Origin of the sequence: Microcoleus sp. A006_D1 (genome assembly GCF_036702805.1) — a bacterium.
Lineage (GTDB): Bacteria > Cyanobacteriota > Cyanobacteriia > Cyanobacteriales > Microcoleaceae > Microcoleus.
The window spans coordinates 134,062-156,112 of the sequence record NZ_JAUBVZ010000006.1; the positions used below are offsets into that span (position 1 = coordinate 134,062).

22 protein-coding genes are annotated in these 22,051 nt (G+C 46.2%); 10 read left to right on the top strand and 12 right to left on the bottom strand.

Annotation, left to right across the window (positions count from 1 at the left end):
* Nucleotides 1–296 precede the first annotated feature (296 nt).
* Nucleotides 297–512, bottom strand: coding sequence for a hypothetical protein (locus QUB68_RS13010; RefSeq protein WP_332992894.1), 216 nt, complete (start codon nt 510–512; stop codon nt 297–299).
* A 7-nt stretch (nt 513–519) separates the two neighbouring features.
* On the opposite strand from QUB68_RS13010, the gene QUB68_RS13015 reads away from it, so the two are divergent.
* The 3 genes from QUB68_RS13015 to speD all read left to right on the top strand — a co-directional run bounded on the left by QUB68_RS13015 (nt 520) and on the right by speD (nt 2,737).
* Complete coding sequence (locus QUB68_RS13015; RefSeq protein WP_332992896.1) at nt 520–672, top strand: hypothetical protein; 153 nt, start codon at nt 520–522, stop codon at nt 670–672.
* Between the two features lie 339 nt (nt 673–1,011).
* The gene (locus tag QUB68_RS13020) at nt 1,012–2,073 is read left to right on the top strand and encodes a pentapeptide repeat-containing protein (protein WP_332992898.1); all 1,062 of its coding nucleotides are present in this window, start codon (nt 1,012–1,014) and stop codon (nt 2,071–2,073) included.
* Between the two features lie 241 nt (nt 2,074–2,314).
* Complete coding sequence (speD, locus tag QUB68_RS13025) at nt 2,315–2,737, top strand: adenosylmethionine decarboxylase (RefSeq protein ID WP_332992900.1); 423 nt, start codon at nt 2,315–2,317, stop codon at nt 2,735–2,737.
* A gap of 84 nt (nt 2,738–2,821) precedes the next feature.
* Here the strand turns inward: speD and QUB68_RS13030 are convergent, their stop codons facing one another.
* Nucleotides 2,822–3,418: a hypothetical protein gene (locus QUB68_RS13030; RefSeq protein ID WP_332992902.1), complete on the bottom strand. Its 597-nt coding sequence runs from the start codon at nt 3,416–3,418 to the stop codon at nt 2,822–2,824.
* Nucleotides 3,419–3,563: 145 nt separating this feature from the next.
* Between QUB68_RS13030 and queF the strand changes: the two genes are divergently transcribed.
* Nucleotides 3,564–3,983 carry a preQ(1) synthase gene (gene queF, locus QUB68_RS13035; RefSeq protein WP_332992904.1) on the top strand — a complete coding sequence of 140 codons (420 nt, stop codon included), beginning with the start codon at nt 3,564–3,566 and terminating at the stop codon, nt 3,981–3,983.
* 126 nt (nt 3,984–4,109) lie between these two features.
* Here the strand turns inward: queF and QUB68_RS13040 are convergent, their stop codons facing one another.
* The 4 genes from QUB68_RS13040 to QUB68_RS13055 all read right to left on the bottom strand — a co-directional run bounded on the left by QUB68_RS13040 (nt 4,110) and on the right by QUB68_RS13055 (nt 9,299).
* Nucleotides 4,110–5,576: a TerB family tellurite resistance protein gene (locus QUB68_RS13040; RefSeq protein WP_332992906.1), complete on the bottom strand. Its 1,467-nt coding sequence runs from the start codon at nt 5,574–5,576 to the stop codon at nt 4,110–4,112.
* A gap of 117 nt (nt 5,577–5,693) precedes the next feature.
* Nucleotides 5,694–7,106 carry a cytochrome c biogenesis protein gene (locus QUB68_RS13045; RefSeq protein WP_332992908.1) on the bottom strand — a complete coding sequence of 471 codons (1,413 nt, stop codon included), beginning with the start codon at nt 7,104–7,106 and terminating at the stop codon, nt 5,694–5,696.
* Nucleotides 7,107–7,381: 275 nt separating this feature from the next.
* Complete coding sequence (locus tag QUB68_RS13050) at nt 7,382–8,113, bottom strand: cytochrome c biogenesis protein CcdA (protein WP_442923079.1); 732 nt, start codon at nt 8,111–8,113, stop codon at nt 7,382–7,384.
* 469 nt (nt 8,114–8,582) lie between these two features.
* Complete coding sequence (locus QUB68_RS13055) at nt 8,583–9,299, bottom strand: pentapeptide repeat-containing protein (RefSeq protein WP_332992911.1); 717 nt, start codon at nt 9,297–9,299, stop codon at nt 8,583–8,585.
* Nucleotides 9,300–9,880: 581 nt separating this feature from the next.
* Here QUB68_RS13055 and QUB68_RS13060 point away from each other — a divergent pair.
* Nucleotides 9,881–10,594 carry a tetratricopeptide repeat protein gene (locus tag QUB68_RS13060; protein WP_332992914.1) on the top strand — a complete coding sequence of 238 codons (714 nt, stop codon included), beginning with the start codon at nt 9,881–9,883 and terminating at the stop codon, nt 10,592–10,594.
* A 91-nt stretch (nt 10,595–10,685) separates the two neighbouring features.
* Here QUB68_RS13060 and QUB68_RS13065 read toward each other — a convergent pair whose 3' ends face one another.
* The gene (locus tag QUB68_RS13065; RefSeq protein ID WP_332992916.1) at nt 10,686–12,011 is read right to left on the bottom strand and encodes a peptidylprolyl isomerase; all 1,326 of its coding nucleotides are present in this window, start codon (nt 12,009–12,011) and stop codon (nt 10,686–10,688) included.
* A 118-nt stretch (nt 12,012–12,129) separates the two neighbouring features.
* Here QUB68_RS13065 and QUB68_RS13070 point away from each other — a divergent pair, with 118 nt between their 5' ends.
* On the top strand, nt 12,130–12,681 hold the full coding sequence (locus QUB68_RS13070) for a peroxiredoxin (RefSeq protein WP_332992917.1): 552 nt from the start codon (nt 12,130–12,132) through the stop codon (nt 12,679–12,681).
* A gap of 191 nt (nt 12,682–12,872) precedes the next feature.
* Here the strand turns inward: QUB68_RS13070 and QUB68_RS13075 are convergent, their stop codons facing one another.
* Nucleotides 12,873–13,412, bottom strand: coding sequence for a phosphate-starvation-inducible PsiE family protein (locus tag QUB68_RS13075; protein WP_332992920.1), 540 nt, complete (start codon nt 13,410–13,412; stop codon nt 12,873–12,875).
* A gap of 370 nt (nt 13,413–13,782) precedes the next feature.
* Between QUB68_RS13075 and QUB68_RS13080 the strand changes: the two genes are divergently transcribed.
* Nucleotides 13,783–14,385 carry a superoxide dismutase gene (locus tag QUB68_RS13080; RefSeq protein ID WP_332992922.1) on the top strand — a complete coding sequence of 201 codons (603 nt, stop codon included), beginning with the start codon at nt 13,783–13,785 and terminating at the stop codon, nt 14,383–14,385.
* Nucleotides 14,386–14,615: 230 nt separating this feature from the next.
* Nucleotides 14,616–14,909, top strand: a complete 294-nt coding sequence (clpS, locus tag QUB68_RS13085) for an ATP-dependent Clp protease adapter ClpS (RefSeq protein WP_332992924.1) — start codon at nt 14,616–14,618, stop codon at nt 14,907–14,909.
* On the opposite strand, the gene QUB68_RS13090 is transcribed toward clpS, so the two are convergent.
* Nucleotides 14,906–15,436 carry a plastocyanin/azurin family copper-binding protein gene (locus QUB68_RS13090; RefSeq protein WP_332992926.1) on the bottom strand — a complete coding sequence of 177 codons (531 nt, stop codon included), beginning with the start codon at nt 15,434–15,436 and terminating at the stop codon, nt 14,906–14,908. The genes clpS and QUB68_RS13090 overlap by 4 nt on opposite strands.
* A 194-nt stretch (nt 15,437–15,630) precedes the next feature.
* Entirely contained in the window at nt 15,631–16,749 is a 1,119-nt protein-coding gene (locus tag QUB68_RS13095; protein WP_332992928.1) for a tocopherol cyclase family protein, read from the bottom strand.
* A gap of 163 nt (nt 16,750–16,912) precedes the next feature.
* On the opposite strand from QUB68_RS13095, the gene QUB68_RS13100 reads away from it, so the two are divergent.
* Complete coding sequence (locus QUB68_RS13100; RefSeq protein ID WP_332992931.1) at nt 16,913–17,494, top strand: Npun_F5749 family FMN-dependent PPOX-type flavoprotein; 582 nt, start codon at nt 16,913–16,915, stop codon at nt 17,492–17,494.
* A 180-nt stretch (nt 17,495–17,674) separates the two neighbouring features.
* Here the strand turns inward: QUB68_RS13100 and cysE are convergent, their stop codons facing one another.
* Entirely contained in the window at nt 17,675–18,472 is a 798-nt protein-coding gene (cysE, locus tag QUB68_RS13105) for a serine O-acetyltransferase (RefSeq protein ID WP_332992933.1), read from the bottom strand.
* Nucleotides 18,473–18,652: 180 nt separating this feature from the next.
* Nucleotides 18,653–19,135: a hypothetical protein gene (locus tag QUB68_RS13110; protein WP_332992935.1), complete on the bottom strand. Its 483-nt coding sequence runs from the start codon at nt 19,133–19,135 to the stop codon at nt 18,653–18,655.
* A gap of 622 nt (nt 19,136–19,757) precedes the next feature.
* On the opposite strand from QUB68_RS13110, the gene mrdA reads away from it, so the two are divergent.
* Nucleotides 19,758–21,569: a penicillin-binding protein 2 gene (mrdA, locus tag QUB68_RS13115; protein ID WP_442923083.1), complete on the top strand. Its 1,812-nt coding sequence runs from the start codon at nt 19,758–19,760 to the stop codon at nt 21,567–21,569.
* Nucleotides 21,570–22,051: the final 482 nt, after the last annotated feature.

The following is a 22,051-nucleotide window of genomic DNA, read 5'->3' on the forward strand; positions in this document are numbered from 1 at the left end:
ACTATTAGTAGAATAATATTGTCGTCGCCGAACCGCAAGACTTAGGCTGGTCATTGGTTGGCTTTAGCAGCCAAATTGCCGTTGGCAAGACCTGCAGCATGAATATAGTTTTTCTGGGAATGCCTCAGCGAAGCATTTGAGAAGCCCAGAAACAGCTTTTATGTCCGGGAGCGCGTCTGGTGTCGGGTGTTCTGTTAATTAGAACCGCAAGCGCTCATGGATCGAGTACACATTAACAGCAAGCACAGCAGCGCGGGAGTACGGGAACGGCTCGCGGCAGATTTTTTCGCGAAATCTCAGGCGAATGGCAGCGTATGGCTGGCAAAGCCTGGGACTCGCTGGGCACTCGCCCGGAAACAGCCTTCCTGTTGGATTTCACTGGCACGGAGCACAGTGGGGGGAGGTGACACTAACTGAGCTGACCGGGCGGAGGCTTTGACGGGCGATCGCAGAGAGAAGGCACTTATGTAGAAGGCTTTTGGGGTGGAAACTCCGAGATCTTGTTTATTCATTGCACTCATGAGTTCGATCGCTCGTAGCGGCAATTTTTCGGGTCAGAATGCGGTGCAGATGCCGCCAGCAATAACCCAAATATTCGATCGACCAAGACTAGAGCGATCGACAACTTCTGAGTATCAGTATTTTGGTAAATGGTCAGCAGTTAATAGTTAGTTGTTAATTGTTACTCTCAATAAAACTAACAATTAACAACTCACATCAACAGCCAACTAACTACTAGCAAAATAAGACTTACAGGACTTACACGCGGGGACGAGAAACTCGGTTTATTCATGACTGCCGCGCTGAAAAACCCCAGGTTTTTTACGAAAAACCGGGTTAACGATCGTAAGTTATAACGCTAGAAACGCTGGGTGACGCCAGGAATCAACCAGTTTAGAAAATTGTTACTGTGGCACTATTGGTTGAAGAAACTGACTGGCAAACATGACATTACAAACTTTCAGACAACAGAGAACATCGAGAAACTAAGGAAACTCACTCACTTTTTTTATGAATTTCACTGAGATTTTAAGTGCCGATGAACTTTTAACTAGACATAGAAACGGGGAACGAGATTTTCGAGGAGCCAACCTCATTGCAGCTCATTTGAGTGAAGCTAATCTCAGCCGCACAAATTTGAGCAGCGCTAATTTGAAAGGGGCAAATTTAATTAGAAGCAAACTAATTGGAGCTAATTTAAATGGCGCCGACTTGAGCGGTTCTAATTTATCTAAGGCGAAATTAATTGAAGCGAACCTCGGCAGTTGTAGTTTAACTGGAACTGTGGCGATCGGAGCCGATTTTAGCGGGGCAAATCTCAGCGGAGCAATATTGTCTCGCGCTGACTTGAGCAAAGCTGTTCTGACGGGAGCGAGTTTAGTAGGAGCTTGTTTGCTCAGCGGCTCGAAACTAACTGAGGCTAATTTGAGCGGGGCGACGCTGAGCCGAGCCATTATGAGCGGGGTTGACTTAAGCAGAGCAAATCTGACTAGAGCGATTCTCAGCGAGGTAGATTTGAACGGGGCTAACCTGAGCGGAGCAATTCTAATTCGGGCTTATCTCAATCGCGGAAATCTCAGCGGTGTTAATTTGGTTGGGGCGATTTTGAGCGAAGCAAGTCTGCGGGAGGCTTGTATTTGCGCTGCTAATTTGAGCAATGCTGACTTGAGTGGTGCTGACTTAAAAGGAGCTAATTTAAATGGCTCTAATTTGAGCGGTGCTGACTTGCAAGGAGCTAATTTAAGTAAAGCCAATTTGAATGGTTTGATTCTGCACCATGCTGATTTGAGGGCTGCGAATTTAAATAAAGCTTCTTTGCGGGGAGCTGATTTGAGCGGTGCAAATTTGTCTGGTGCTAGCTTGCTGGAAGCGGATTTGCGTGGGGCGAATTTGAGTCACGCCAATTTGTCGGGTGCGGGTTTGCTGCTAAGTTCTCTGACCGGGGCAAATTTGACAGGAACTAATCTGTCGGAGGCTAATTTGATTGGAGCGAGCTTGAATGTTGCTAATTTGAATGAAGCTGCTTTGAGCGGGGCTATTTTGCCGAATGGAGCTACTCATAGCCGGGATTGATACTATATTCGATAGTGTCGTCGTTCTTGTCAGTCGGGAATGAGCCAAACGCAGGATAGTGCGATGGTTGTGAAGTTAAAAAAAGCTTCACAACCTTTATTTTTTTGGCAGTGGCGCGCTACTACCTCAGATGACTCGCCACTATTTTATATTTTTTTTGGAAATTTACTTGAATTTTTCTACACTCCGTGCTATCGTTAAAAAGTTTGGAACACTACAATTAAAGGTAAAACCCCGCAGAATGAAACAATTGGGAACCCATCTGGTCGCTGATGCTTGGCAGTCTCCTGGAGACATCCTCAACGATCCTGAACGTATCCGCCGCGCCATACTCGATGCGATCGAAGCCGGAGGAGCTACTCTCATCGATTTGTGCGTACACCAGTTTAGTCCTCACGGAGTGACGGCTACTGCAACTTTGGCAGAGTCTCATATAGCAATCCATACTTGGCCTGAACACGGTTATTTTGCCGCAGACTTATTTTTCTGCGGAGCCGGCGACCCTCACAAGGCCATGAAGGTGCTACAGACAGCTCTGGAAGCTAAACAGGTCAAACTCACCGAGTTCACGCGCGGTTTCGAGCCCGGGGTGGGCAGCCTAGGTTCTGCTTGTGAAGAGCAGTATGCGCCTCGTGCAGTAGAAACGAGTGCCGTCAGAGTATAGTGGCCAATTAGCGTAACTTTGAACATTTTATGCTAGGTTTAGGTGAAAATCCCACGGTTCGAGCCGTGGGATTCTTGTTGGAATTTACTTTTTCATTAATAAAGGACGAACAACTAAATAACCTGCACCGAAGGCGGAAATGACTATCAGAAAAATTGCGATCATCAACCATAATCCGTTTAAGTCTGAGGCTTTTTTGGGTTGAGAGCGCACACGGTAAGGAGTTTCTGGCACTTCTGTAAATGATTTTTGTGGAAGTGTGTCAGGCATCGGAGGGGCTATTGGCTCCGCTTCCGGTAGGGGGAAAGGGAAAGCCACTGTCTGAGCTGGTTGAGGTATGGTAGAGTTAGTACGCGAGGTTACAGGTGCTGGGGGCTCCGGTTCAACGCTGAAATTGAATTTGACCGAGGGCATTTGAGGCATCCCAGTCTGGGTGACGTTCTGAGCCGAGTTGACTACTTGCTGTAGCTGCTGGGATACTTGAACTACTGTTTCTACTTCTCGCCGCAGTTGTTGATTTTGTTGAACTAATTGCTGGTTGTGGGTTTTGAGCGAGTCGAGCATCGCTTGAGCGGCTTGCAACTCTGCCGTAACTTCTCGATAGAGCGAAATCGGTACCGATGGAGAGTAACTATTTGAGTTCTCAGGGGATGTATTGTCAGATAAGGTAGTATTTTGCATAATGGTAGATGGCGAGGGTGAACTTTTTTAAGTTTAGCCTGAGAGTATTTGCAATTAGATCGATCGCAACACAATTCGTCAATATATTTGTTAAAAATATTAATAGTGAGTTTAGTTAAATGTTAGAAGTTTTCAGTCGATCGCTATGAACAACCTCCCAACCGAACAAGATGTGTCGCCAAAGTCAAGTACCGAGGCAATGAAATATGGCGAACGCGAGATTTTGGACGGGGAGTTAATTACTTTCCCGAATCCGCGAGTCGGGCGGCGTTACACGATTAACATTACTTTGCCGGAATTTACTTGCAAGTGTCCGTTTTCTGGCTATCCCGATTTTGCCACGATTCACGTTACTTACGTACCCGACGAGCGAGTGGTGGAGTTGAAGGCGATGAAGCTGTACGTTAACAGTTATCGCGATCGCTACATTTCTCACGAAGAATCGATCAATCAAATTTTAGACGATTTTGTCGCAGCTTGCTTGCCGCTGGAAGTGACAATTAAGGGCGATTTTTTGCCGCGGGGGAACGTGCACACTGTGGTTGAGGTGCGGCACGAGAAGTAGAAGGCTCAGCCTTTAAATGTGCGTTATCAGGGCTGTTAGATACCCGACTTCTTAAAGAAGTCGGGTATCTGAGTATTCTGTTTTTTTAGCCGTTGCTCACTTAACGAGATAAATTGTTATAAAAGACTAAAGATTATCCGCTGCTGGTTGGAGGCGGTATTGTTCGCGGACGCTCAATAACTTAGTCTTTGAACCATTTGGTTCTAATGCTTCCGTTAGCCAAAGCTCTTGCTGATGTTTGAGGTTTATAGCCCGCCGGATTTCTTTCACCTCATCACGAGAAATACCTAGCTTATCTGCCATGCGGTTATGAAGATATAATTCTGACAAGTCAATTTTGCCATCAGCAACGGCAATCTCCCAAGCTGTACATAATATTAGGCGATGCTTGAGTCGCTCTTTATTGCTTTGACTACAACTTTTTTTCCGATGTTCTTCATCAAAAAGAATACTCGTTTTCATGATTTCATCAAAATTCTGTCGTTGTTCTATGGCTTTCCGAACCAAATCTCGCTCTTCCTTCCTAATACCGGAGGTAGTCATCAATCTATCTATACTATCTTTCTCCTTGTCATCTAATTCACCATCAATCCAAGCTATTGGTAAAGCCGCCATAATTATCTCTGATAAAAACTTGCTCATCTTGGTAGCTTCTTCTTGATTTTTCCAGCCCTTCAGACCGCTGTAAATCCCGACAGTTGCTAATACTCCCAGTCCAACAGGAGCAGCAAATGTTAGTAATGAGTAGTACCCTGCACTGACAACAATACCCGTTGAACTCCCCACCAAGCCCCCAATCAAAGGAATGCTGTGGATAGTTGTCCAAATACTAGCCGGCGCAAATACTGAGGTCGCAACTGCTGAAGCGCCAACACCAGCCAAAGCCCCTACAGTTGCACCCGTCCCTACTGCAAAAGCATCTTTTGTCCAATCTTCGCCGTTATTTTGCTTTAATAAGTCTGCACTTAAAGCTTGATACTCGGCCTCTGAATTTTTACCAACATATAAATTCAATCCTTCTAACTCATGGTCAATAAAGCTTTGATAAGATTTATCATTAAAGTTGATGCCACGCTTACAGCCATCTTCATAAATTTTCTGACTGGCATCATTAATAGTGGATTTAACTTTATCCCATGATTTGCCCAAAATATCTTTTAACTCTTTAATATCAGTTTCTATGTCATTTAATCCAGCAAAACCTTCTCCTTTGAGTCGCTCTAAGTAATAGCCTTTATTCATGGCAAAAATCATATCTAGAAGTGCCAGTGCAACTACCAGAGCAACAGCACCAGCGATTGGACTGGTAACAGCACCGATTAGGGGTACACCCGTAAAAGGTATAAGAGAATAAGCCATGAAAGTCAGAATACTGCCGATTACCAGCAGTCCACCGATAATAATTTTTCGCTCTTTGGCAGATGAGTCAATATCTGAATACAAAATTTTGAGGAGGCGAATATATGAGGGAATTCTGGGGATGCGAATCAGGGCGAATTGGATGACAGCAGCCAGTACAGGAATCAAAAGAGCGAAAATGGCACTTAGTACAGGTAAAACTGCTTGAATGACAAAAGGAACAATAACTGGCATAATAAAATACTAGGATAAGTTGAGCAAGAGATCGAGGGGATTGTGACTCAGACAGAAGACTGATACTACTTTTTACCTGGTTGTTGACATCAATGGTGGGCAATGCCCACCCTACAATTAGTTTTGATTCGCTAAAGAAGCTTCAGGAATCGCACTTTGATCTTCATCTGTTTTCGATTCGGCCAACTTGTCCAAAATCTCGACAACCTCTCTTTCAAATATCACCTGAGCGCGATTAGTGCGCCCGCCGACGTAGAGTTTGCCTTCCTTTTCCAAAGCCCAAATCTGGGAGTGAGACAGATAGCTCATCATCACGCTGAGCATCAGCAAACCGAAGCCAGTATAAACGAGCGGAATCCCCGGATCGGCCTTAATTTGCAAGCCAGTGCTACCAACAACTTCATCAATAGCCAGCATCACTCCGTTAACTTCGACTGCTGTACCGGCGCGAACAGTAGTTAACAATTTGCCATCCGTACCGTAGACTAACATCGTGCCTTGCAAGTCCTTTGCTAGCAGAGAAACTCCGGCACTCAAATCAGGTTTAGTCGGAATCCAAGCACCCCAAATTCTGCCTTTTCCTTGAGTATCTAACTGAGCCATTGGTAGTTGCAAAACCGGGCTTTTGTTGAGGCGGACTCGCACGGCTGCTAGGGCCCAATCTGCTTGATAAAACGTCACTCCCCGGTATTTGAGCGGCTCGTTAACGTGAATGGTTTTGCGATCGACCTCTTGGCCTGTTTTGTCCAAAACTGACAGATCGGAGTAAAATTGGTCGATCGCCCCGCTCGGACTATAATCGATCCAGAACCGATTCACACGCATCGACCAATCCTTCGGTATTTGCGGCCCCGCCCAAGGCCCCGCATCCGTGATATTCTGCACCTTAAAAGTTTCGCCGCTGGGAACCATTTCTTGACCCATAAATCCAGTCATCGAGCCCCACATCGACCCAGCTAAAATAATTAGCATACTGGCGTGAACAATAATCGGGCCAATTTTGCCAATTATGCCTTTACGAGCATAAACTTTTTCGCCTTCTCGGAAGATGCGGTAGTTTTTTTGCTGTAAAAGTTGTTCTAACGAAGTTAAATCAACTGTTTCTAATTCCGCACTGAGAGCTAATTTTTCAAACTGCTTCGGTTCTTCATAAAATTTCCAGCGGCGGGCGGATTTTAATGCGGGAAATTGTCGGGTAAATGTGCAAGCTGTCAAGCTGCTACCGAACAAAATTAGGATTGACAAAAACCACCAAGTGCGGTATACGTGGTCTAGTCCTGCAATCAACAAAACTTTCCAAGTTAGGAAGCCAAACAAAGCTGGGTGTTCTGGATAGTTGGATTGGTAATACTCTACTGATTGACCTTGTTCGACGACGGTGCCGGAAATGCTGAAAAGTGCGATCGCCAGCAACAAGATAATTGCCAGCCGCAAATCTGCTAGCACAGGCAAGATTTCTCGCTTAAAAAACTTTTGAGGCGCCGTCGCCCAGTTTGATAGTTTAGATAGAAATACTTCTTTTGATGTCATGATGAAGGAAGTTCGGCAACGGATTATTTAACGGATTTAACGGATGTCACGGATGGGGATTGAGGGGGAAGAAGGAAGAAAATATTCTTCTGATCGAGCAATTCTCAATCAATTGTAAATTCTTTCTTTCTTCCTTCGTGTTCTTAGCGTCTAAGCGCTTCGCGCAGGCTACGCCAACGCGGTTCGTTAAAAAAGATAGTTCACGAATTCTGTAATGATTGCTATATGTCTAAATAAGGACTCTTCGTCCGAACGATCGAACCTGATTGCGAGCCTTACGCGGGAAGTATGCGAGAAAGTAAGGAAAAAACTCCATATCCTACTAGCAAAACGCCACTAACAGGCGTAATCCAACTCGACCACCTGCGTAATTCTAACAACTTTTTAATACTCGCGGTAAAAGTACCTGCTATAATCAGCGGAGCGACATAGCCAGCAGCGTAAAACAGCAGCAACACACCACCTAAAACTGTATCTCCCGTTTTGGAAACCCAAGCTAAAAGCGTCGCTAAAACAGGCGTACTGCACGGAGATGCTACTAAACCAAAAGTTAAGCCCAATAAGTACGATCGCACGCCCGCAGGCAAATTTTTCGGAACCCACCCCACAGCGTCAAAAGACGGCATTTGCAACGGTAAAGCTTCGAGTAAATTCAGCCCCATTAAAATCGCGATGATGCTGACAACAATTGGCAAACCCAGACCAATTTTACCGTAAACTTGTCCGGCAAATGATGCTGCAATGCCTAAACCCGCCAGGGTTGTGGCCAATCCCAGAGAAAACCACGCCGACTGGGCGGCGGCTTGCAGGCGGCTTTTTGCTTCGTATCCGCCGATGTAGCCGATCGTGATCGGCAACATGGAAAGCATACAGGGCGTCAAGCTTGTTAGCAACCCTGCCAGAAAAATGACTCCGACGCTGACAAAACTCAGGTGTGTCAGTTGAGTGTTTACTAAAGTATTAGCAAATTGTGCGAGTTGGTAAAGTTGGGTTTGCAGGGTTTCCATCAGTCAGTCGATTTTAGATTTTAGATTTTAGATTTTAGATTTTAGATTTTAGATTGACTCTACAACATATCAATCTGGGAGATTTTAGATTTTAGATTGACTCTACAACATATCAATCTGGGAGATTCAACTAAATATCTAATTTTTTTTGCTCTCCACGACTTAAATCGGGGCTTGTGTCCCTATGCAGCCGAGGTCAGAATCAGTGCTGTTCTGGCTCTGTTAAAAATTGTAACAGATGCACGCAGATTCGGTTGGAGATTGGAGATTTTTGCGAAATTGACTGCTTGGGAGTTGAAAGGACGCGCCGTAGCTATCCCGATCATGAATCGCACCCCGGTTTAAACTCATATCTTGACACCATCATCAACCAGCTTTTTGCAACGGGCTTTCTGGCGTATTCCACCAAAAGACTAATTGATTGTACAACCAGCCATAAAGCCTGTTATTGAGATTATTCATACCGACTTTACTTTAAATTAAAGCCAATTTCTTCATTGATAGAGCCGTCGGGCATTATTGCCCCAACCAGCAGCGCACCCCTGAGATTTGCTCCTGTTAAATTAGCGCCTTCCAAATTAGCATTGCTCAGATTTGTGACTTGTTTGGAACCTCGAAAAAAGAAGCTGTGCAAGTCAGCACCTGTTAAATTAGTGTCGGCCAAATTAGCATATTGCAAATCTGCGCCGTGCAGCGTCGCATCAGTTAAATTAGCTTCGGTGAGATTGCTTCCCCAAAGTCGAGAATCTAACAAATTAGCATCTTGTAAATTGGCGCGGCTCAGATTTGCCAAAGTCAGATTAGCATCCCACAATCTCGTGCGGTTGAAATTAGCTTCTGTCAAATTTGCTCGACTGAGATCCGTGCCCAAAATATCAGCATTTGCTAAATTGGCGCCACTGAGATCTGCATCAGAAAGGTCAGCATCTTTTAAATTAGCACCGGACAAGTTGGCGCCGGACAAATTAGCGCCGCTCAAGTTGGCTGCTTGGAGATTAGCTCCATGCAAATCTACAGCGCTCAAATCGCACTGCTTCCACAGAAAGCTGACGCACCAATTATCTTTTAATAGCTGACTCAAATCCTCCGCATTCGCGGCGATCGCAGCAGGAGTTAAGTAGAGAGTGAACAGCACGATCGCCAATACTGTCGCCGCTAAAGTTTTTAACCTCAGAACTCTTTTCATTGAGACTAATTTGCGTAATAGATTTTTGATGTGTAATCAAATCATAACAAATAATCAGCAACTTTCATCAGCAATATTACTCAAAAATATTAATTAAATGTTAATCAGGGTTGGCGCAGGGATAAACTTAATTCAGGCAGTTTTAGACGTGCTCTGAGCTGGAAGCCTGGTAGCTTCACAGATATTTCGCTGCAAAACTAATATTTTTCGGAAATACTGGGTATCAGATGGCCGCAAGTTCGATCGGGATTTACGGATGGAACATCCCTACAACTAGCGGAGGGCTGTGGCGATCGCTCCGGCATTCGCTTACCTCCAAATCATCTCGGTAGGAACTTCAGAAAACAGCGTCTGACAAGCGCTCAGTTCGCCTAAGTCTACGACATTTAGCGGGTTGTAGGTGCTATTTTCGGTAATTGCGATCGGTATCACTAACTAAGCCCTACTCAGATCACACAAGTCAATGCCCGTGCATCACCAAATCTCATCAAACTTATCACCTGGGTGAGAGTACGGATATCACTGTCAGTACCTGAAATGTGGGCAAAAATAAGATTGTACAGTTAAACCCCAGCCCTCCGATGTCAACTATCCCCCTTCTGGCGAGTCAATTAGTTGTCACAACTATTTTCAATTCGATCGAATCTTTGGGATTCTCTAATATAGCAGGCAAAGTATTTTCTGGCGAGCAAGCTGAAGCCCGACAAGAGGCAAATTTAAAGGTTAACACCAAAAAGTTTTACGCTCGGGGTTTAAAAAGTCTCGAACAACAAGATTTATACGGTGCGATTAAAAATTTTACCGCCACAATTAACCTTAATCCGCAATTCGCGCCAGCTTACAACGATCGCGGTTTGGCTCGCTACAAATTAGGTTACAAACAGTCTGCGATCGAAGATTTAACTACCGCCATCGAACTCAATCCTTACCGAGCCAAGTATTACAGCAATCGCGGGTTCATGCTGACTCGTTTAAAAGATTATACTGCGGCGATCGCCGATTACAACTCGGCACTGCTGCTCAAACCCAATTTAGCCCAAGCTTACTTTAACCGCGGCTCTATCCGCCTGCAAATGGAAAATTCCCTGGCAGCACTAGCTGATTTTGAAGCAGCAATCCGCCTCGATCGCGATTTGGCGAAAGCTTATTTCAACCGAGGAGTGACAAGATATAAATTGAGAGAAGTTCAGGGAGCATTTGAGGATTTTCAGAAAGCCGCAGGGCTGTTTAAGCAGCAGGGGAGAATGGATTATTATCAAGATGCGCTTGCTAAACTTAGACAGCTATGTTATTAGTGTAATTTGGGAATGGGGCATGGGAAATTGATAATTTGGTAAGGTGCTTGTGCACCCTACACCTATAGTTATGGCATCAGTCTTGTTAAATTTAGCCTATTCTGAAGGCTGCATCGCCGACTGGCAAGTCATTGGGACGGGAAATAGTAGAAAAGTTAATTGCAAAAGCAGCGCTTTGAACTGCGGCGGGCGTGGCATTTTGAACAGTGGCCAAAGTAGCCCCTCCAAATTGAATTAAAGTATTGCTTCCAGATTGAGTGAAGGCGACGTTTGACAAACTGCTACCGCCAATGCCAATGCGATCGCCCTGGGCCGATATAAAATCAGTAATTGTGTCTGTTTCTGCATCACCCGCAATTAAAACAAAAATATCTGCACCGGCGCCACCAGTCAGAGTATCGCTGCCAATATCGCCGACTAAAATATCATTGCCGTCGCCGCCGATTAAAACATCATTTCCTCTGCCGCCCCTCAAAAAGTCGTTCCCAGCATCGCCGTTGAGAGTATCGTCGCCGAGATTGCCATTGAGAATATCGTTGCCAACACCGCCGCTAATTAAATCGTTACCTTTGCCGCCTCTAATAAAATCGTCGCCCGCTTCGCCGCTGAGGGTATCGTTGCCTTGGCTGCCGTTAATGGCATCATCAATTGGTGAACCGATAATGCGATCGTTTCCGCTACCTCCGCGCACGCCAGCGGGGTTTTGCTGCGAGTCTTGGGCGGTGACTTGATAGTTGTTCGGGGCATCAGGCAATTTGAGCGATCGCAAAGGCAGATTTAAAAAATTGGTATTATTGACAAAACTATTCAACACAGCAGTATTGGGAATAATACTGGAAACCCGACTAGGGACAATTCCTGCAACAACTTTGGCACTCGAAATGCGATCGCCCTGCTGCACCGCATTAACCGTTTCAAAACCTTGAGTTACATTGCCAAAAACAGCATAATTCCCGTCTAAAAACGGCAAAGCATCCAAAGTAAAATAGAACTGCGAAGAAGCAGAATTCAAAGCAGTAGAACGAGCCATTGCCACAGCCCCGCGAGTGTGCGGCAACTGCGGCGTCTGGGTGACAACTTGGTTGTAAACAGGTTGCGCCGCCCCTTGCGGCTTAATTTCCAAAGGAATAAAACGCGCCTGATTAGTATCCGGGTCAATAAAATTACCCGTTCCCAATTGACTTGCAGGAATGCTAGTATCTTTGCTGCGCGGATCGCCCCCTTGCACCACAAACGGATCGGGCTGGCGCACAACTCGGTGAAACATCACCCCGTCGTAAGTCCCGCGTTCAACTAAATCCACAAAATTGCCCCCAGTAATCGGGGCATTAGTGCCGTCTACTTCGATCGTCACCGGTTGACCATTAATTACCTGGACTACTGTAACTTTGCCTGTTAACGGGAGTGCAGCGCTCATAAGTAATTGCTATTTGAGTAAGTTATTTTTGGGTTTGAGAAGCAATCCGCGAATTGCCCCTACCCATTTAATCAGAAAACTGTAAACTTGTGTTAAGTACAGTTCTAGTTCTAAATTTATGATTTCCCGCCGCAAGTTTTTTAGCACTTTATTGGCAATTTGTCTAGCCTTTCTGAGTTTCAATTTTGCCCCTCCAGCCTTGGCGCTTGGCGGCACGCTGCCGGCGGTGAATCAAGCTGCACCGGATTTTAGTTTGCCGACAAACAGCGGCGGCGGACAAGTCTCACTGTCCGATTATCGCGGTAAGTGGCTGGTAGTCTACTTCTATCCCAAAGATTTTACATCGGGTTGTACGATCGAAGCGCGTCGATTCCAGCAAGACTTGCCGAAATACTTGGCAAAAAACACTGAAATTATCGGCATCAGCGCCGATGATGTCAACTCCCACGCGGAATTTTGCGATGCTGAAGGTTTGAAATTTCCGCTGTTAGCTGATACCGACGGCACAGTCAGCAAGGCTTACGGTTCTTGGATGAGTTTCATCTCAGCGCGGCACAGTTTTATTATTGACCCTGAGGGCGTTTTGCGGGAAACTTTTGTTAAGGTCAATCCGGCGATTCACTCGAAAGAAGTGTTGGCTCGTTTGGGGGAATTGCAGGCTAACGGCTAATATTGTGTCACATCGTCGAATAACCGCAATCAAATAGGTTCGTAGTGAGGAATTTAGTCCTTGTTCAGGATTTTCTGAGGACTTTAGTCTTCACTACGAACCTTATAATAGTTATTTTACGGCATATGACATCTGGTAACGAGACAATCTGTAAAGTCAGTCTCAAATCTTAAATCGACTGTTAGCCAGACTCAATGAGCATTAAACTTGCTATTGACTGCAACAGGCTCAGAAGAAGATTCAGCATCTGAAAGTTTTCTATTTCTGCTAGCAATGCGGCGTTCCGGATCAATCCCCTCAAAAGTTGGCGGCAACCAGACTCGGATGACCAACAACACTCCCAAAACCAGCAAAAATGCGCCTGTTGATAATATTTGAACCCAGGGAGTTTCCAGCACACCCCGCACGATAATTTCTCGCAAAACTGATACAATACAAACTTCCACAGCCACACCAATCGAAACGCGCTGCTCTTGCAAGTAAATAATTAGCAGCCGAAATAATTCCACCAAAACCAATAAAAATAGAATGTCTGCCGTCACTTGCTGGAAATCCAAAGGAGGCAGCAGCGAAAAAAACATTTCTCGCAGTTCTATGACCATGAAACAGAACAAACCGATACACAAAGAAATTACAATTAAGTCTTGAACTGTTTCCAGAGCGCTGACTATTAGTTTCAGATTCAACCATTGCGGGGGGTTATTGGTCTGGTTATTTGAATGATTTTGCATAGACAGCTCCTGCAATCTGTTGGATTTGCTTACAGCTTAAGTTAAATTGAGTTTATTTTTGACAAAAATAGGTTTAATTTATTTATAACCATCATCAAACTTTCGTCTGGTGGCAATTTTCCATAAACTTTTATTTATCGCGCAAGCGGGTTGACTTTTTGCAAAGGTTTGTGCTATGTGAAACCTGAGATTAGTAAAATTGGTGAAAACCAGAATGCAAAATCCTAAAATGCTGCAACTGAGATAAAATATGATAAATGTAAAGAATTATTTACAATAGCTTGATAAACTTAAGCTAGGGACTCTAGGCTCAAATCATAGAAAAGCCGGAAAGTCAACCAAAAAAGCCACCAAGAGAGGATTGAACACAATGGCATTTACACTTGCACCGTTACCCTTCGCCGCTGACGCCCTAGAGTCAGGTCATATGTCGGCAAACACGTTTTCCTTCCACCACGACAAGCACCACGCTGCTTACGTGACCAATCTCAACAAACTGATTGAAGGTACCGAACTAGCCAGCAAATCTCTGGAAGAAATCGTGATGGCATCTGCAAAAGACCCATCCAAAGCAGGCATTTTCAACAATGCAGGTCAAGTTTGGAACCACAATTTCTTCTGGAATTCGCTCAAACAAGGTGGCGGCGGCGCTCCAACAGGAGCTTTAGCTGATAAAATCAATGCGGACTTCGGCAGCTTTGACAAATTCAAAGAAGAATTTAAGGCTGCTGCGACAACTCAGTTCGGCAGCGGCTGGGCTTGGCTGGTTTTGGAAAACGGCACTTTGAAAGTTACCAAAACTGCGAACGCCGACACCCCGGTAGCACACGGCCAAACTCCGTTGCTGACTTTGGATGTGTGGGAACACGCTTATTATTTGGATTTCCAAAATCGCCGTCCCGATTACATTGCTAATTTCTTGGATAATTTGGCTAACTGGGATTTCGCAGCAGCCAATTTGGCAGCGGCTTAGTAGCATAGAATTCTGAGGACTGAAGTCCTCACTACCAACTTCCATAGGTTCGTAGTGAGGACTTTAGTCCTTCTTGAGAGACAGGTTCGATCGTTCGGACTTTAGTCCTTCTTGAGAGACGGCAAAGCCGATCGCACTCCCAAGTAGCGGTTAAAAAAATTCTGAAATTGTGTTACAGTAGGGGCGCTAACTATTTTACGAATTTTGTAGTATCAGTGGCTGTTCGCGCGATGACCTCTTCACCAACCATAGCACCCGTTCGATCGAGTCAAGTTACCCGCAAACCTTATCCCAACTATCGGGTAATAGTCCTCAACGACGATTTCAACACGTTTCAGCACGTTGTGGAATGTCTGACGAAATACATTCCAGGCATGACGAGCGATCAAGCTTGGAAACTCGCCCACCAAATCCACAACGAAGGCCAGGCCACCGTCTGGGTTGGGCCGCAAGAGCAAGCAGAACTTTATCATATGCAATTGAGCCGTGCTGGACTGACAATGGCTCCGCTAGAGTCTACTTAACGGCTATTCATACTGGCGATCATCTTCGAGGGCTTCGCTAACGCAATTTTGCCAACCATCCCCGCTTCTGTATGTCCAGCTACGGTACAGCGCAGGTTGTAGGTTCCCGATTTCACCGGCACGAACACCCATTCTGCCACAGCGCCCGGTTTAAGTTCCAATTCATGAATGCCTCCTTTAATTTCCACATTACCAGCTTCAACTTTTTGAGTCCAACTCGCATCGGCAAAGTTTTTAGCAGTAAAATAATGTTTCTGCGAACTGGGATTTTTCAGCACTAATTTATAGCGTTTCCCCGACTCAAATTCTAGCTGATTTGGAAAAAATTTTAGTTCTCCAGCTTCGTTACCCAAACTAACAGCAACTTCGGTAATTGGTTGGCGAGACAAATCGCCAGCATTGGCAATTGTCGCCGGCATCAAGATTGTGCCGAAACATAGAATTAGTCCCAAAATCACCTTGAGAGTTTGTTGTAACCGCTGGCTGCGGTATAATTTGCCTAATTGCAAACCGAGTAAATTTATCATTGCTGTTCTAAGTAATGTAGTCCTGGATGCACTCATGCTAAAGAAACCGGGTTTTTTACCTAATTTGTCGGCTACAACCAAGGATTTTCGTAAAAAAACCCGGTTTCTGACTACCCCTGCGCCCAGGAATATGATTTTCACTGTTAACTGACTACTGACTGATGACTACTGACTACTGACTACTGACTACTGACTTAACTCGATCGCCAAACATCATCCCAAGGCCCGCCCCCAACTTCCAAACCCGACAAAGAACTGTGAGCATCTAAGATAATTTTAGAACGCGGCTTGCCATTTTTTTCAACATTTCCCCCCAACAACTCTCGCAATTGCAATCGCAATTCGCCGTGCGTCGTATCCCGGCAGCAAAAAGCCATGCCTTTTTCTGTAGGAGTTCGCACATACGTACCCGGAGAGCTTGCAGTGCCAATTAACTCAACTTCAAACTGACTGTTTCTAGCCTGCATTTTCCAGCTTCCCCAAGGTTCAATATGCCAACTAACTTGCGAATTCCAAGGCACAAATTCGTAGAGTTTGCCTCGGTAATGCAGACAAATCATTGCCACCGATTCCATCCACCACAGCACGCCACGCTTGCCGCCACCAGCAGTTAAAGCTAAATCGCTTTCGCCTTCAAAACAATTGCAATTAATCCAAAACCACTTGTGCGGAAAAGCACCGCCCCAGTTTTTTTCGCTGTAAGCGGGAGCATCTTTAAATTCATAGCGTTGGCCGTTCCAATCAATCCAGCCCGTGGCTAAACCGTGAGCCATTAAAATTTGCCATCCAGGCTCAAATACGGGCAGAAAAGATAGCATTCCTGCGGTGGATTTCTGAAGTTCATCAGAGTTTCCCCAGCCGTAAACAGGCTTAATTTCGTACTCCCAAAAACAGTGATTGCCGCTTCCCGGATCGTGCAGATAACCTTGATTTAAAGTAGCAGTAGCTTGATAGCCTTCTTCGACGCGGCTGTCGAATACTTGCGGAGCTAAATATTCGGGTTTAATTTGTAAATCTGTTTTTCCCCAATGTCCGAAACCCAAGCTGTCTCGGTGCGCCCAAAACTTATTTACATCGGGGAAGGTGCGGCACAAATAGCTATCTTTGGGGCCGAGGATTTGAGCTACACCGCCGCTGTAAGGTTGACAGCCTCTGGGGTCTTCGATGGAATACATGAAGGCAAAGGATTGTCCGTGAATTGGTAATGTTATTCGGTAGTACCAGCCTTCAAAAAAGCGCCGGGAACTGTTGTCCCAGTGGTAGCCGCTGTGGGGAGTTTGAATAGTTTTGAGTTTTGAGTATGAATTTGACATAAAATTACCAATAGTAGAAAGAAGAGTCATTAGTCATTAGTCATTGGTCATTAGAAGACCGGGCGGTTTCAACCGCGTCTACACAAACTCTCACGCGCATTGCCAAGGGTTGAAGAGAGCGCTATTACTACTTACCCATTACCAATATAATAGGATATTAATTATGTCTTTAGCACTTTGGCGATCGCCCTTGGCGCGAGCCCTCCACCGCAACCGCAGTCTTGCTTATGCCCGCTACTTGCAATTAGCAACGGTTCGTGCTGACGGGCGTCCTGCTAACCGCACTGTGGTGTTTCGAGGCTTTTTGGAAAATACCAATCAGTTAAAGTTTATTACAGATATTCGCAGTCAAAAGGCTGAGGAAATAAACCTCTATCCTTGGGGGGAGATTTGCTGGTATTTTCCGAAAACTCGCGAACAATTTCGGATTGCTGGAAAGCTTGTTTTGGTAGTGGCAGAATATCCAGATGCAGAGTTGTGTTTGTCGCGCCGCACAGCTTGGCAGGAGCTTTCTGAGGGGGCTCGATCGCAGTTTGCTTGGCCTGATCCGGGGGCAGATAAAGCGGATGCTAGTGCTTTTGATTGTGCTTCCCCAGATGCGATCGAGCCGCTGCCGAATTTTTGCTTGCTGCTGTTGGAACCGGAAACGGTGGATTTGTTGGAGTTGCGGGGGGAACCGCAGAACCGATCGCTCTACGGGCGCGACGGGGAGGGAAATTGGTTTGTGCGATCGGTCAATCCGTGAAAAAGAAGTCATTAGTCAGTAGTCAGTAGTCAGTAGTCATTGGTTATTAGTTATTGGTTATTAGTTATTGGTTATTGGTTATTGGTTATTTGTTGTCAGTTCCAATGCCCATAGCCCATAGCCCTGTTTGCCCAATGCCCAATGCCCATAGCCCATAGCCCTGTTTGCCCAATTCAAATCTCAGATGCCGGTGCCGTCGAAAAATTCTTGAATTGCTTTATCTTTTAACTGACAACTGGTAGGAACAGCTAATTGGGGTTTTTCAGCTACAGCTACATTGTTGGTTTGATTGAAAGTTGGGAATGCTGAATGGAGATTGGGAACAGAAGTTAAGGAGGCAGAAGGTTGACTCTGCAAAGTTTTTAGTTGCTGTTCCAGGGACTCGATGCGATCGACTAAAGAGCGAATTACCGCAGCTTCGGAATCCGGCAAACTCCCGTGTTCTAGGGGATTGACTCGCACTCCCGATCGATAAACGATGCGGCCGGGAATCCCTACCACCGTACAGTCAGATGGTACGTCGCGGAGGACGACGGAACCGGCGCCGATGCGAACGTTGTTGCCAATTAGCAGATTTCCGAGTACCTTGGCGCCAGCACCGACAACTACATTTTCGCCGACGGTAGGGTGACGTTTGCCACTTTCTTTGCCTGTGCCGCCGAGGGTGACGCCTTGGTAAATTAGGGCAAAATCGCCGATAATTGCTGTTTCGCCGATTACAACCCCCATACCGTGGTCGATGAACACGCTTTTGCCGATCGTCGCCCCCGGGTGAATTTCAATTCCGGTCAAAAAGCGAGCAATGTGGGAAATCAAGCGGGGGATGAAGGGAAGTCCCAGCACGTACAGCCAGTGTGCGAGGCGGTGCAGCACTAGGGCTTGAAGACCTGGGTAACAAAACAAAACTTCCAGCCAGTTGCGAGCGGCAGGGTCGCGATCGAAAATTATACTGAAGTCAGCTCTAAGGGTATGAAGCACTTTCGGAGTTACCAATTTTGGTTAAACACGCCACTTTCGATCTTACATTTTACTGGACGGGGTAAGTTAGCTGCCGATCGCCCGATTGGGCGAGTTGGAGATTGGGGGAGTGGGAGATGGGGAGATTGGGGGAGAATTTGAGGATATTTTAGCGTCCCCATCCCACAGCGCCGCTGCGTTCTATTCTCGTACTGAGATTGTATAGTTAGACTTGACTCCGGGTTCGAGTGTGCCGACCCAAATCTTGTAAGAGCCTGCTTGCCAGTCTGAATCTACAATGCCCGCATCTTTATTCTGACCTGTATCGTCTCCGCAGCGCACGGCGTTACCGGGGCCTTGTACGAGTAAGGTTGTGTCCTTGCCTCCGCTGTTGACTTGGATGGTGAGTTTTGAAAAGTTTTGCTGCAAGACTATGATGTGGTCGGGAGTGGGAGTAGCAAAACCCAAACATTTGTTTTTGTGGCGATCGGCGTTGGCAATGGCAGATAAAGAGTACGATCCGCCTGTGGAACCTCTCATAACTGCTGTTGGAGAGCCAAAACCGGGCGCTAAACTTAATGTGCCGAAATTTACGGTTTCTGCTAAAACTGGTAGGGTGGCGATCGCGCCGATCGCAGCCAAGAGTACACCGTTTTTGAAATGGGATCGCGGATTAAACAACATGGCAATAATTCTCCGTCACAACTTAAAAGCCCAACTCAGAATTTACCCATCGCAGCCCCAAGCATCACATTTTTGGAGGAAGAATAATTTTTTTTAAATTAGTTCAAAACCTTCAGGCTTCTGTTCCTTATTTCTATCAGGACAATACCTGTACGATCGCCCTGGCTCGTGCCACTCCGAGTTCTGCCACACGCGATCGGCTCACATCCGCAATTGTACTGTGTCAAGATGATTAATTTGATACTGCTCGCCTGTGTATTGGCGATCGCTTCCCTATTGACACAGGTTTTGGTATTGTTACCGATGGGTCTATCCGGCTGGCTCCACTTCCCGGTTTGGCTGAGCCTGACCTTGATTTTGCTGGCTATTTCTTGGTGCTTGGGGGATTAGTCAGCAGTCAGCAGTCATGAGTTATTAGTTATTAGTAAAAAGCCAATTATCAATCATTCCGCTTCCCCCAAAGGGCAATGCCCGGAGCGCGTTAGCTTTCGCGATCTATATGAAAGCCCGCCCCTACGGGAGGCTCATCAACGAAGAGGATCGCCCCCGGTCTCATGGTATATACTGCACAATGGACAATCAGAAATCTAAAATCTAGGATTTGACATCTACCTATAGAATGATGCAACGAGAACTTTCTGCGCTCTCAGGATTTCGCTCTTCTGACAAAACCCTGGGGGAAACTCCTAAGAAACAGTCGCGTCCGATACACCGGGCGATCGTGTTAATGCTGGTGGCAACTGGTTTGCTGAGCCTGCACGCGACTCGGCTGGTGGAATTGCAACTGGTACAAGGCAAGCAAAATCGAGAACGAGCCGAAAACAATCGCGTTCGCCTAGTGCCAATGCCGGCGAATCGCGGGCACATTGTCGATCGCAAAGGCAAGCTGCTAGCAGCCAACAATTTAGCTCGATCGGTATATTTGTGGCCGAAAGAACAAACGCCGGAAGAGTGGAAAGTGACAGCAGACAAATTGAGTCCGCTGGTGAAAATCCCCGCTAAAGAAATTTTACAAAAAATAAAACAGGTCAATCCTCTATCCTACAGACCGGTGCGGCTCAAGCAAGGGATGCCCCCAGAGGTATTTGTGCCGCTAGCAGAACAGGTGGGACAAATGCCGGGAGTGGAAGTGCGGCCAGAAGCGAGCCGCTACTATCCCGAAGGCACTGTGGCGGCTCACGTTCTCGGATATATTGGCGAAGCTACCGGAGAAGACTTGAAAGCTCACCCGGAATATCCGATGGGGATGATTGTCGGTCAGATGGGCATAGAAGCGAGTTCTAATAAGGAGATTGCGGGTGTTTGGGGCGATCGGCTGATCGAGGTAAATGCCCAAAATCAAGAATTGCGGCTGATCGGACAGACACCGCCCAAACCGGGCGAAGCGGTGCAGCTAACCATAGACTTGTCCATGCAAAAAACCGCCGAAAAAGCGCTGGGGAATCGCCGGGGAGCAGTAGTGGCGATGGATGTCAAAACTGGCGCGGTATTAGTTCTCGCCAGCCATCCCACTTTTGACCCCAATCTGTTTACGCGAAAAATTACTAAGGATGAGTGGGCAACTCTTCAAGACTTGGAAAATCCATTTTTGAATCGGGCAATGCAAGGCTATCCCCCCGGTAGCACTTTTAAAATTGTGACTTCCGTCGCTGGGATGGAATCGGGCAAGTTTTCGCCAGACTCAATTCTTGGTACTTCGTCTTACATTACTGTGGGGGGAATTGATTTTAACGAACACAGCGGCAGTTACGGCGACATCGGCTTTCGTGAGGCTTTGGCTTTCAGCAGCAATACGTTTTTTTATCAAGTGGGGATAAGTACCGGGCCCGAGGAAATTGCTAAGTGGGGACACCTCTTGGGAATTGGCAAGGATACGGATTTGAAGCTTTTAGGGCTTAGCGGGGGCGATCACGGTCAAATGCCGACACCGGCCGAGAAGGAGAAAATCTATAAAGAACCTTGGTATGCTGGTGATACGGTAACGATGTCGATCGGTCAGGGGTTGGTGTTGGTGACTCCTTTGGAGGCGGCGGTGATGGTGAGTTCGATCGCCAATGGCGGCTATCGGGTGAAGCCCCATCTTTTGACTGCGATGACGGGCACAGTGGAAACTCAACGGGTGCATACGGGGATGAAACCTTCAACAATTAAGGTGATTAAGGAAGGATTGATCGCGGTGGTTGCCGAGGGTACGGGGCGGGGACTCAATGACGGTTCGATTCCGCTGACGGCGGGCAAAACAGGGACTTCGGAGATTATCGGACAGCAGGATCACTCTTTGTATGTGGCTTTCGGCCCTGCTGACAAGCCGGAAATTGCGATCGCCGTGGTTGTGGAAAATGGCGGTTTTGGTTCTGTTGCTGCGGCCCCGATCGCCAAAGAGGTGTTTCAAACTTATTTTGGGAAAGTGAAACAGCCTGTCAATCCTCAGTAATCCTAGGTTTGTAGTTAGGTTTGTAGTAAGGACTTTAGTCCTCTGAATTTCAAGAGGAAGGTGCGATTCGTTTAACCCAAAACAAGCTGAAAAGCTTATGAGACGGTTAGCCTAGCTGCTCAGGCAGTTAGTGATAACTGGTTACACAAGTAGGTGCAAAACCTGCCCCGCAGATGCAGCGGTGAAAGCATAACCCCTAGTTCGTTGAGTAGCAATCAACAGGCTAAAGCGGGGTTAAAAAAGCAGAACTACTAGGAGCCGAACCCGGTAACTGTCAAGCAGGAATCCATGCGTAGCGAAAGCGAAGATGTACATGAACCATCGTTATGAAAGAATGGTGTAACGGCTAAACCAAGAATAAACCCGTTGAGAAACACGGTAAAGGCTGGTTAACACCAAGCCAAAAGGGCAAGGATAGGGTATAGGCGGTTTTTTCTCTGACCTATAAGCATTACCCAGAAACCCGGTGGACAGCATCACGC